Genomic DNA, 12,013 nt, shown 5'->3' with positions numbered 1-12,013 from the left:
ACGGCAGAGAAGGTAGCAACAGGGTAAGGCGAGGCGACGTGATGAATCACGTCGCCTAAAGCGGCGATGAATCGCCGCACTCCATATCGTAATCCTGTCCCTCCACTGAAAACGTCGAAGAACCCGCAGAGAAAACCCATGTTACTAATTATAAGTAAATTAAAAATATTACATTTCCCTCCCTCTGCGTTCTCCGCGCCTCCGCGTGAGATAAAATAAACCGAAAATGCTCTAGCATCGGTGGGATTTCCCGCTACGCTCGACATGCCCGCAACGATTCAGATTGGGCCGTTGCGAATGTGGCGCCGTTGCGGGAAATCCTGTCTTTCCGGCGGACTCCGGGGCTTCTATCCTCCCATTGAAAACGTCGAAGAACCCGTTAGGAAGTCCTAAAATGTTGCCGACTATTTTGTTCCAAATATTTAGCCAGACCATCGCGCTGGAGTGGGAGTGGACGCACGCCGAGGATTTCATCGGGGGTTATACCCAGAACGTTGCACAAAAGGAGCAGTTCCCAGTCCGATATGGCTCGCAGCCCGGTTTCAATCTTGGCCAGCATCACTCGATCCATATCCCAATATCTTAACTGACAACGTAATGCCAAATCTTCCTGAGACCATTCTCTAGCTTTGCGCACCTCCCGGACGATTGGGCCAATCGCATTCTTCTCCTTTCGTGGTAGATAAGGATGCCTCATATACTTGGAGTCGTTTTTTCTCGTGACCATGGCTTCCGAAAACGGCCAAATGTAGCATGTTTCTTGTTAAAAAGGTTCCATTTTCGTGTTTTGTTAAGATTTGATTAATAGCAAATTATGTAAAATCGTTCCATGTAACGAACAAAACGCTATTGACTTGCTCCAGTAGGAATCTCTAAGGTGTTCCTACTATCGAACTACTATGTCTGCCAGGCCGTCACAATTACTCATTCGCGGGCTTCACTTGTTGACAAGTGACGCAAGTGACGCGGGCGTCCCGCCCGCTGTAGGGGCGTCGCTTGCGACGCCCGCGCCAGCCGGACAGATTTGCCGAATACCAGAAGAGCACTCGCAGGCCGAAACGCAGTCGCGGGCGTCGCAAGCGACGCCCCTACAGCGGAGTGGCGCGGGCGTCCCGCCCGCTTCAGCGAAAGGATATTACGCGGAGTCGCGGAGAACGCGGAGGAAAAAACAACAAAACTCCGCGCCCCTGTGTCTCTGCATGACATATTCCTGATCGGCAAAATTTGCTGTCTTCAAGACCCCTTCCGCCTTCTGTAAAAAACGGGAAACGCACTTTCAATCGTAATTTATCAAATAACTAAAAATGCCATAATATAACAATAAGGCTCTCGCTTATATAACCTGGTAGGGAGGCCTCTCCGAGGCCTCCGCCTCCCGCCTCCGAAACCACGCTCCCAACACCTGCGAGTTTCGTGTCTTCACGCTACGCACGGCGGAGGCCTCGGAGAGGCCTCCCTACCAGGGTTATAATGCCGGGTTACAACTGATCTAAGTCCAGCTCTTCTCCTCTCTTTTATAAACCTGAACATCATATCACAGGTGCGTGCGCTGCTGCGTGCCTGACTACAGACATAATATACGCCTTCAAAAGGCCGGATTGCACGATTTTTCTTCGTATGAAAATACCAAAAACAAACACTAATACAGGCGTCATTCCACGCGCCTTCCTCGCGGCTCTCGCCGCTGCAGCCCTCGCTGCCTCTCCTCACAAAACAATCGCATCTACTCTCACCGCCTCCGATGGCTCGGCAGGTGACTACTTCGGCCTCTCGGTAAGCTCGTCAGCAGACAATGCTCTGGTCGGTGCTGTGTTCGATGACGACAAGGTGACGGATTCTGGTTCGGCCTACTACTTCAAAGGACTCAATGACAAATCAGGCATCGTTTACGAAGATGTGAAACTTCTGGCTTCCGATGGCGCGGCATATGACCGCTTCGGCTCTTCGGTAAGCTTGTCGGCTGACAATGCTCTCGTCGGTGCTCACCAAGATGACGACAAGGGGAGCTCTTCTGGTTCGGCCTACTACTTCAAAGGACTCAATGACAAATCAGGCATCGTTAACGAAGATGTGAAACTTCTGGCTTCCGATGGCGCGGCAAATGACCACTTCGGCATCTCGGTAAGCATGTTGGCAGACCATGCTCTGGTCGGGGCTTACCGCGATGGTGACATGGGGGCCCAATCTGGTTCAGCCTACTACTTCAAAGGACTCAATGACAAATCAGGCATCGTTTACGAAGATGTGAAACTTCTGGCTTCCGATGGCGCGGCAAGTGACTGGTTCAGCTATTCGGTAAGCTTGTCGGCAGACAATGCTCTGGTCGGGGCTTACCAAGATGACGACAAGGGGGCCGATTCTGGTTCGGCCTACTACTTCAAAGGGCTCAATGCCAAATCAGGCATCGTTTACCAAGATGTTAAACTTCTCGCTTCCGATGGCGCAAAAAATGACAACTTCGGTTGGTCGTTAAGCTTGTCGGCAGACAATGCTCTGGTCGGTGCTCGCTGTGATGACGACAAGGGGACCGATTCTGGTTCGGCCTACTACTTCAAAGGGCTCAATGCCAAATCAGGTACCGTTTACCAAAATGTTAAACTTCTGGCTTCCGATGGCGCGACAACTGACTACTTCGGCCATTCGGTAAGCTTGTCGGCAGACAACGCTCTGGTCGGTGCTCACTACAATAGCGACAAGGGGGACGATTCTGGTTCGGTCTACTACTTCAATGGACTCAATGCCAAATCAGGCACCGTTTACCAAGATGTTAAACTTCGCGCTTCCGATGGCGCGGCAGAGGACCACTTCGGCAGTTCGGTAAGCATGGATGGCAATCGGTTTGTTATCGGGGCTTACTATGCGCAGGTCGGCGGAGTTAGGACTGGCAAAGCATACTATGGTGATATCCGTGCGTTTACGACGCTGGATGCTGGTGATGCCAGTTTGGCAACCGATGGGTTGAGCTTTGTGTCGAATGGCGTGTGGGCTGTTGGTGGCACGACCAGCAATAACACAGTGACCTTGTCGGCTGGCGATTCGGCTACGATCAATGGTTCCATTACAATTGGGTATGGTGAAGGTTCCAATAACAACGCCCTTGTGATTTCTGGTGCTATGAGCACCCCGCTTCCCACGGTTTATGTGGGGGCTCCTTCGGGCAGCACAGGCAATCGTCTGATATTTGATCAACCATCTTCAATTACTCCCACAACGATTTACCTGTGTGATGGTAGCGAACTGCATCTAAAGATTAGCTGGGATATTGGTTATGATAATTTTGCTTACTATGGCAGATTGATTGTGCGCAATCCAACTTCAGGAAATTATGAGCCTGTCTTTGAGTATAATCAATACGATATGCTTACAGTGGAGGCTGAGGATGGTTACCTTGTTATCCGCCCCAAGGCTGCTGCTGGTGTGGTTGCTACTGCTGCGACGCTCGGTGAGCCGAGCATTAGCGGTAACACAGTTACGATGGATGTGCTTGGCACCGTGGGCAACTATTACGCCCTGTATGCCTCGCAAGACCTGTTGGGCAACGCTGCTTCATGGAGTTTCGTGAATGACACCGCTGGTCAGATTGCCACGGATGGCACAGCCACGGTTACTTTCACCAAGAGCGCGGCCACGGCTGAGTTCTACCGCCTCGTCACCAGCGCCACCGCGCTTGATGGCACAACGATCAACGCCGACGCCAAGTATTCGAGCAACGTGGCCGGACGCTACGCAGTGACGATCCCGGCCAACGGCCTCAAAACGATTGCGCATCAGTTGATTAGCAGCAAGACGACGGTGCAGCAGTTGTTTGCCGCGCTGCCCAACCGCTCCTCGGTCAACGTGCAAAACATCGAAACCGGAGAGATGTATCCTGCATCGACCAAAGCGCCGATAGGCAGCACTTGGAGCAGCGGAGGAGACCGAGTGGTGCAAAGCGGCTATGCGGTGGTGGCCCGTAATGGCAGCACGTCAGTCGCCGTGACGCTTGATTTCGTCGGCATCGTTCCGGTAGCCGCCAAGAGCTATACCATTGTTGCAGGCCGGGAGCTGCTAATGGGAGTGCAATATCCCGTGGCCGTGAGCGCGCCGGAGGATGTTAACTATGTAATCGCCCGGTTGGACCGCTTCAACAAGCAGAACGGAACGGAAGATGCATACACTTCGTATGCAGTGAGCACATTAGGCCGCTGGTCGGCTGGTGGCGCGCCTGCGTTCGGTATCGGTGAAGGATTCTACTTCACTGGCAATACCAGCAAGACTTGGGAGCAGCCTGCGCTGATCCTCAGCGAAGACAGTATCGAGATAGAATAAACGAAAACCTGATAACACTTGCCCCCTTTCTTGCCCAAGGCGGAAGGGGGGATTCGGAAAACAACAAATAAAAGGATATATATAATGAAGAAGATAATTGCAATAAGTCTGGCGCTCGGGCTGTCGGCGATAGCCCAAGCTATTCCCACGATCTCGTGGTTGTATCAAGGGGGCGGGACCGCTGTGGATGGTGCCTTGGCGACGAATGGCTATATCGCCACCCACTGGGGCGGCACTGGTCCGAATGACCTGACGCTGCTCGGAGTCTCGGCGATGCTGGATGCCTACGGCCCGGAATATGCAGGTCAGGGCTGGTATGATTTCCAAGCCGAGATAGAGTCGGAGCGCAATACGCAGTACTATGCCGCCACCCGCGTGTTCCAATACCAGCCGGGAACCTTTTTCGGAGTTGGTTATGATGGGATCGAAGGCTTCGATGTCGACGTCTATAGTGTCAGCTTGGCCGACTTGGCGAGCTTCTGGACCCTGATTCAAGGGACGGATGTGATGCAGGCTGAGGTCGCTGGTTATTTCACGACATCGCCCTCGGGGCTGGGTACCCCTGTGGGAGGGTATCCTAATGCTACTTGGCCCCTTACCCTGACGCTGAGCGGCATCCCTGATACGCCCGCCTCTGCTGTGCCCGAGCCGAGCACGTATGCCGCGCTGGCCGGTCTTGCGATGTTGGTGTTCGTGATGGTCCGCCGCCGTAAGTAGTAAACTGCCTGTATTCAAAAAACGGTTTGCTTGGAACGCAAAGTCGCCAAGACGCAAAGTTCCAAACAAACCGGATTTTTTAGAGCATTGTCGGTTCAATTTGTCGCAAGATTTAAGAGATCACGCAGAGACACAGAGACGCTGAGAGGTTCTTCGACATTTTCAATGGTTCGACATGGAGTGCGGCGATTCATCGCCGCTTTCGACGGGTCGTTTTAACGACCCGCCTCCCGCCCTCCCGCCTCCCGCCTCCCGCCTCCCGCCCTCCCGATGCGTCCTTTGCCAGACGGCAGAGAAGGTAGCAACAGGGTAAGGCGAGGCGACGTGATGAATCACGTCGCCTAAAGCGGCGATGAATCGCCGCACTCCATATCGTAATCCTGTCCCTCCACTGAAAACGTCGAAGAACCCGCAGAGGAAACCTATATTACTAAGTATAAGTAAATTAAAAATATTACATTCCCCTCCCTCTGCGTTCTCCGCGCCTCCGCGTGAGATTTTTGAAGTTTTTAAATGCGGGCGAGACGCCCGCGCCCCTTACTACCTCCCGCCTCCGCCCTACTCGCTACCCGCTACTCGCTACTTTTTCGCCATGTCATTTGTATTACATTCTGTTTCCCAGGGGCCGACACCGAACGACGAACCTGAATCAGCGTCGCCGCTTGCAGGTGGTAGGGATTGGCATAAGCGCGTGATGCGCGAAATCGAACCTGCGCGTTGGTGGGCAGGAACTGTTATGGAACCGCTCAAACCCGAGGTGCTGGAGTTCGTGGTGAAGACGGCGAAGGAGAATCCGTATTGTCCGCAGGAGGTGTTGGTGGCCTTGGCGCGTGCGAAGTTTGGGGCGGACCAAGCGCCGTCGCGAGCAAGCGTGCGCAAGTTGCTGGTGCAATGCGGACGGGTGAGGGTCCGCGAGGATGGTTTTTTGGCTGTGCTGGAGGAAAAGTGTCTGACGGAAGGGGGGGGGGAGTGGTTGCCGCCGTTTTGGTGGCGCAAGCTTTTGATGCGCAATCCGGTTTTGTCCGAACGGAAGCGGGAGACATCCGTTGCCGGCGAGCGGGTGTGTCAAGGTTGGTATCAGGTGGGGAGGTACGAGGGGTTCCAATATCACGTGCATGTGACGATCGACACGTTTGGGAGTTTTGCGACGGGGGAGGTGTTTTGTGGCACCAACACGGATCTGGCCGTGGAATTATTGGAACGTCACACTTTGCCAGTGTATGCGGAGGCGGGTGTGAGTATCCGTGAATTGGAGACACGCGGGAGCGTGACTTACACGTCGAACAAGGACGGGCGTTCTTTTGGTGGGTTTCTCAAACTGCACGGGATTGAGCATCGGGCGAGGTTGTCGTATGAGCCGAGCAATGGATTTTTGTTAAAATTCCGGCAGGTGTTATTGCCTGGTTTTTTGTTGCCGTGGAGGCAGCGTTTGGAGAGTTCGGCGAAGAGGCCTGGACGCCCTGCGTCGGCGGATTTGGCGGTGAGTCGTGCGAGGGAGAAGTTGTTGGAGATGCGCATGTCTTTCGCGTCATGGTTGGAAGACTACAATCGCACGCCAATCGAGGGTTATCGAAACATGGGGAAGTCCCCGCGCGATTTTTGGAAGCAAGCCGGGTAGGGGACGGGCGAACCCTTTTCAGTATAGCCTCGATGGCACGATGGGTCTCCCGCCACGGTGCGACGTTTGCCACGCTGAGAGGTAACAGCAGGCTGATGGTGTTGCGACCGTCGCGCCGTGGCGGGAAATGCGCCTCAAAATAAATCGAAAACCAATAAACAACGGCCTGCCCCCTTCGGTATACCGCCCTCCTGTTTCCGTTTGCGAATGGCTGCGACCGGGCGCAGAGTATGTGGTTCGTTTTTCTCCACATTTTCCGCTCATGTCGCAGCCACTCCGCATCGTCACCTACAACATCGCCCACGGGCGTGGACTGGCTCCGATCCAAGGGTTTTCCTCGAAGCGGCAGGTGCGGCGCAACCTCCTCAAAATCTCCTGTCTGCTGGCAAACTTGAAGCCCGACATCGTTGCCTTGCAGGAGATCGACGAAAACTCCCGTTGGGCGGGCAATTTCGACCATCTGGAACTCCTGCGGCGGGCGGGGCGTTTCAAGTATGCGGTCTTCGGCGTGCACAACCGGCGCGAGGGCCTTTTTAATCTCAACTACGGCAACGCGATCCTCTCGCGTCACCCGATCCTTGAATGGGAGACCACGGCCTTCGGTTCGAGCAAGGTGGGTGAGAAAGGATTTTTATTTGTCGAGATCGACATCGGCGGGCGGCGTGTGCCGGTCGTCAACCTGCACCTGCATTACCGTTCGCGCCGTCACCGGCTCGATCAGGTGGACAAGGTTTTCGATTATCTGGAGGCGCGTCAAAAAACCACGGGCCCTGGCTGGGCGATGCCTCCCGTGGTGTGCGGCGATTTCAACGCCGCCGACTCTCCGCAGGACGCGACGGCGAGCCTGCTCTCGCAACTCAATCACTTCGGCGGCTACGCGTTGCATCCGCTCGACGGCAAGCGTACGTTTCCGTCGCCATTGCCGAGTCGCTCGCTGGATTTTGTGCTCGTGCCGGAAAAGCAGCAGGTGACGAAAAGCGAAGTCGTGCGCAGCTACCTTTCCGATCACCGCCCGGTGATGGTGGAGATGGCCGTGCCGAATGCGGCGTGATTGTTTCGAGCTCCGGCTTGCCACGAACACAGTGAGATTCAATGTATCCCGCATGAGCGCGAAAGAAGCCATGATCCTGGAACTCGAAAACACCCCGGATTCGCTGATTCAGGAGACGCACGATTTTTTGTTGTTCCTCAAAAACAGACGACTGGCGGAGCCCGAAATGGCTCCGGATATCGACAGCCCTGCGCTTGAAGCCGCCTTGCTCCCTGCCGTGACGGGGCGGCACACGTTATTCCGATTGGATGACAACTTGCAGGAAGTTCTCCGGCGGGGTGCGCGGCTGGACGGGCAATGGAGATGATGCGCGAACTGCTGCATTCCGATGGTTTCGCGGTCGATCTGTATCGCACCTATGTCTGGTATCAGCGCGAAGCGGGTGAACGGATTGCCCGTCGTTATCTGACTGCCGTGTCTCGCACGCTCGAATCTCTTCGCCTGCATCCTGGGCAGGGTCGGTTGAGGTGTTTTCAATCGCCCCTGTTGCGAGAGATACGCTCTGGGAGAGTGGATGCGCCATTTGGGGCGCATTTGATTTTTTATCGGTATTCCGACGATACGCTCTGGGCCGAGCGTCTTTTGCATGGCAGCAGAGATTTGCAGGCCCGCCTTCTTGAAGCCCCGGAAACTGATTCGTGAGGGTGAGGGGGCGTTTTAGGGCATTGTCGGTTCAATTTGTCGCAAGGTTTAAGTGATCACGCAGAGACACAGAGGCGCAAATGATTGGGAATAAAAGGATTGGCAGCTGATGTTACACAACCAACCAAGGAGGGCGGGTCTCCCGACCCGCCGACGGCGCGAAGCGTCGCAATTCCGGAAGGCGCGGCTGCGCCGCGTCTGGCGGGTCGGGAGACCTATACGCGCTAACATCTTTTCAATCGCCACGCATTTCTTGAGATTATTTCAGCAGAAAACAGCGATTTTTAGATTTAAAAGGCTGGTTTGAATCAAAAAATGAAGAAAAAAACGAAACATGTTAGCGCGTATAGGTCGGGAGACCCGCCCTCCTCTTCAAGACAGCTCCTCGCGTAATATCAGATTGGCAGGCATGTCGCTCGGAACTCCGCGTCTCTGTTCACTATCGTGAAAAACCGTGCGCAGAAGCGCATGGTTTCCCTCTGGCTGGGGGAGTCCGGGGGGTTCGGTTTTTTTCAACCGCGACTGGTCGCTAATGGCCGCGAATAAAATCAATGGATTCCGACTGGATTTCTTTAATTCGCGTCTATTCGCGGCCATTCGCGGTTGGTTTGTTTTCTTCGGTTTTGGCGCAGCCAATCTGTGTCTCTGCGTGAGATATTTTGATCGGGGAATCGGTATCAACGTTGCCTCTCAGCGTGGCGTCCGTTGCGCAGTGGCGGGAAATTCTGCCCTTTCTTTAATCTTTCCGGTTTGCCGCCATTGTTGACCCGCGCACGTGGAGCTTGCCCGGCACCGTTACGACGACGTTGTTGCCTTGCAGGTCGAGCGGACGCGCGAGTAGCAGGCCAGCGGCGAGGCGTCCCATCAAATCCCAGTCGGGCCCGTAGCTCGTGACCTTGAGCGAACGGTCTTGGGCCAGAAGGTTGTCGAACGCCACCATGCTGCACTCATCGGGCAGCTTCCACCCGCGCGCGAACATCTGATTCTGGAGGGTGTAAGCCATGCTGTCACTGGAGCAGGCGATGGCGGTGAAGCGTCGCAGCAGATCATTCGGCACTTCTTTGGCCTCTGGCGTGAAATACACCTCGGATACCAGTCCGGCCCGATGCATGGCCACGACATAGCCATCGGCACGTTCGCGGAAAATCTGCGTGCGTGAATCCGCGCTGCCCACGAACAGGATTTTTTTGTGGCCCATCCCGATCAGATATTCCGTTGCCTCGCGCATTCCGCCGGCGTTGTCGGCCACGATGCGCGGCAGGCCGCCGCAACTGATGAAACTGCTCACCGCCAGCGCCGGCGTGTCACCAAGCAACCGCGCCGCCGCTTCCGTGTAGCGGCCAAATAAAAACACGCCGCTCACCGTCCGATTTTTGACGAGCAGGGGGATGTCGCCTGCCGCAGGTGTTTCGATCATGGTTTCAACCTCGCGGCGTTGGCACTCTTTTTGCAGGGCAAGGAAAATACTTCGTCGCACGTCGGACCTGAGCAGATCGACCTGATGCGCCTCATCGCTTTCGTAGAGCAGGATGCCGACCCGTGCCGGGTGCCCGTTGCCATTGCTGCCGGACGTCTCACGAAAAATTCCGGTGTTTCCCATCATTTGGGTGCGCGCCTGAAATTTGGTGTAACCAAGTTCGCGGGCTTTCTGGAGGATGCGGATCTTGGTATCGGCCGCGAGGTCCGGGTGATCGCGCAATGCTCGAGAAACCGTGATGACGGAAAGATTTAGCGCCTTGGCGATCTGTTGTTGGTTCACCTTCATAAAAATTACCGGTAAAAATTTTCACAGCCAAAGCAACATGGAAATTAAAACCAGATCATAAAAAATTGGTCCCATAAGCCGTCTGTTCATTTTAACTTATTGTAGGTAAATGAGAAGAAAATCTGGAAATATTTATCAAAAATACCGGCAGAAAAACTTGACTAATTACCGGCATTTTGCGTCATTTTTACCGATAAACCAATAAGGCAAAACCAACCCTACAGAGAAAGCATCGAAATCTCATGAAAACCGCGTCTCCAAAATTCCCATCCAGTCCTTCACGGTTTGCCGCAACCGTCTTGACCGCCTTTTTGGCGGCGGTGGCCCTTCCCGCCATCAATGCCCTCTCCCTCAGCCAGTCGGCGTCGGCTCCCGATACAAATGTGATCGCAAGCAGCGGGTCCACGACGCCGCATGCGTCGGCTAATGTGCAGTACAACCGCAGCGCCAATATTGACCGGTTTGGCGGGTTCCTCTTCAGTCTGTCGGGTGCGGCCGATCTGGGGACGGTGACGGTTTATGTGCATTCGTACGGTTATGATACCGCAAAGAATCCCAATCCTGAGACGACGGCGGCGTTCTCGGTTTCCATTGTGGCTTTCAACAGCGAGATTTCGGATGCAGGGCAACACACGATTGGGGAGCCCGGAGCATCCTGGACCACCCCTCCGGCGGCTCCCACGCTTTATTCGACCGTGTATTCGGAAACAGTGACCATGCCTTCCAGCTTGGTGGCGGAGCAGTTCCTCACGTTCACTTTCTCAAATTCAGTCTCACTGGTGGCGGGGACGACGTATGGGATTGTGTTCCACTGGCTCGACAGCACCGCAGGAAATAGCATTAACATTCGTTCCGCAGGCACGGCCAGCTCGGCCCGAAATTTCCGAACGACTTGGGCGAGAAGCAGTGGCGTAGTGACCCAATATGATACCACGGTGGAGGCAGCGACCACCAGAGAAAGTCTTTTCATCCTTCAAAGTGCGACTTCCAATATACCCGAGTCTGCGACCAACGCGGCACTTTTGGGAGTTGCCGCGCTGGTCGGAATCGTGGCCTGCCGCTTCCGCCGTCGCTCTTCCTGATGTTTGGTTGACGAGATGTCCGTGATGGCCATCTCGTCGATTTTATCCCCTATATTCCCCTGATTCCCCAGTATGAACAATCACAAGCACCGCGCATTTACCCTCATCGAGTTACTGACGGTCATCGCTATTATCGGCATTTTGGCGGCGATCGCTTTGCCGACAATCAGCCATGTGCGCGAAACGGCGAAGAAGGCGAAATGCATTTCCAACCTGCGCCAAATCGGCGTTGCACTGCAAGCGTTCGCCAGCGACCACAAAAATCAAATCTTGGGGCGCCAATACAAAGCCGAGTTCAAAAGCGACGGCGTCAGTGCGACCTATACGCACTGGTATCGACGGCTTGGTCGAGAGGGCTACGTTAGCAAGGGCAATCAACATGGCGACTCGGATATTTTTCTTTGCCCATCCATCGCGCCAAGGTCCTTGAGTGATCTGGCGGTGTCGGATACCGATGTATTGAATGGTCGCTACGGGATGCGGATGTGGGGTCCGGAGGGTGACAACGATACCTACAACAAAGCCAAGGACGGCGATGGACTGTTGCCCTTGTCGGCGATTGAGTCACCGGCGGATTTTTTTCTCGTGGCCGATTCGTATCGCAACCTTGCAGGCTTGGAGCCGGTGCAGGGCTATTGCATCGGGCAGGGTGACGACCAATGGCGCGTCGGGCTGCGCCACGGCAACCGTGCTCACGCGGTTTTTGCCGACGGACATGTCGCCGCCAAAGACCGTGAGTATTTTGAAAATGTCCACTCCCGCCAGAAAAACGCGCATTCCAGCGTCGTGAACAAGGCGTTCAAAGTGTGGCCGGAGTGAGGTTCGCTTTC

At 54.7% G+C, this 12,013-nt stretch carries 10 protein-coding genes; 8 read left to right on the top strand and 2 right to left on the bottom strand.

Features of this window, described 5'->3' with window-relative positions; translation table 11 throughout:
- Positions 1 to 379: 379 nt before the first annotated feature.
- Positions 380 to 697 (bottom strand): helix-turn-helix domain-containing protein, encoded by a 318-nt coding sequence (locus OBACDRAFT_RS26260; RefSeq protein WP_081721836.1) that lies wholly within the window; start codon positions 695 to 697, stop codon positions 380 to 382.
- Positions 698 to 1,617: 920 nt separating this feature from the next.
- On the opposite strand from OBACDRAFT_RS26260, the gene OBACDRAFT_RS25030 reads away from it, so the two are divergent.
- The 6 genes from OBACDRAFT_RS25030 (at position 1,618) to OBACDRAFT_RS05695 (ending at position 8,336) form a co-directional block, all read left to right on the top strand.
- Positions 1,618 to 4,308, top strand: coding sequence for an FG-GAP repeat protein (locus tag OBACDRAFT_RS25030; protein WP_052361280.1), 2,691 nt, complete (start codon positions 1,618 to 1,620; stop codon positions 4,306 to 4,308).
- 84 nt (positions 4,309 to 4,392) lie between these two features.
- Entirely contained in the window at positions 4,393 to 5,025 is a 633-nt protein-coding gene (locus OBACDRAFT_RS29415; RefSeq protein WP_043583612.1) for a putative globular PEP-CTERM protein, read from the top strand.
- Positions 5,026 to 5,377: 352 nt separating this feature from the next.
- A complete protein-coding gene (locus OBACDRAFT_RS05710; protein ID WP_157836926.1) occupies positions 5,378 to 6,643 on the top strand; it encodes a hypothetical protein in 1,266 nt (421 codons plus the stop codon).
- Positions 6,644 to 6,905: 262 nt separating this feature from the next.
- A complete protein-coding gene (locus OBACDRAFT_RS05705; protein ID WP_043583608.1) occupies positions 6,906 to 7,694 on the top strand; it encodes an endonuclease/exonuclease/phosphatase family protein in 789 nt (262 codons plus the stop codon).
- A 52-nt stretch (positions 7,695 to 7,746) separates the two neighbouring features.
- Positions 7,747 to 8,001, top strand: coding sequence for a hypothetical protein (locus OBACDRAFT_RS05700; RefSeq protein WP_052361279.1), 255 nt, complete (start codon positions 7,747 to 7,749; stop codon positions 7,999 to 8,001).
- Positions 7,992 to 8,336 carry a type II toxin-antitoxin system RelE/ParE family toxin gene (locus OBACDRAFT_RS05695; RefSeq protein WP_052361278.1) on the top strand — a complete coding sequence of 115 codons (345 nt, stop codon included), beginning with the start codon at positions 7,992 to 7,994 and terminating at the stop codon, positions 8,334 to 8,336. Before OBACDRAFT_RS05700 ends, OBACDRAFT_RS05695 begins: the two co-directional genes overlap by 10 nt.
- A gap of 736 nt (positions 8,337 to 9,072) precedes the next feature.
- On the opposite strand, the gene OBACDRAFT_RS05690 is transcribed toward OBACDRAFT_RS05695, so the two are convergent.
- Positions 9,073 to 10,101 (bottom strand): LacI family DNA-binding transcriptional regulator, encoded by a 1,029-nt coding sequence (locus tag OBACDRAFT_RS05690; RefSeq protein WP_043583606.1) that lies wholly within the window; start codon positions 10,099 to 10,101, stop codon positions 9,073 to 9,075.
- A gap of 242 nt (positions 10,102 to 10,343) precedes the next feature.
- Between OBACDRAFT_RS05690 and OBACDRAFT_RS05685 the strand changes: the two genes are divergently transcribed.
- Together OBACDRAFT_RS05685 and OBACDRAFT_RS30570 are read left to right on the top strand one after the other, a co-directional pair.
- Positions 10,344 to 11,183, top strand: a complete 840-nt coding sequence (locus tag OBACDRAFT_RS05685; protein ID WP_232766704.1) for a hypothetical protein — start codon at positions 10,344 to 10,346, stop codon at positions 11,181 to 11,183.
- Positions 11,184 to 11,255: 72 nt separating this feature from the next.
- Positions 11,256 to 12,002 (top strand): prepilin-type N-terminal cleavage/methylation domain-containing protein, encoded by a 747-nt coding sequence (locus OBACDRAFT_RS30570; RefSeq protein WP_043583602.1) that lies wholly within the window; start codon positions 11,256 to 11,258, stop codon positions 12,000 to 12,002.
- The last annotated feature ends 11 nt before the right edge of the window (positions 12,003 to 12,013 follow it).

The organism is Geminisphaera colitermitum TAV2 (genome assembly GCF_000171235.2).
In the GTDB taxonomy this organism is placed as follows: Bacteria; Verrucomicrobiota; Verrucomicrobiia; order Opitutales; family Opitutaceae; genus Geminisphaera; species Geminisphaera colitermitum.
The sequence above is the reverse complement of the archived record's forward strand: the minus strand, read 5'-3'. Positions and strand labels throughout refer to the sequence as shown.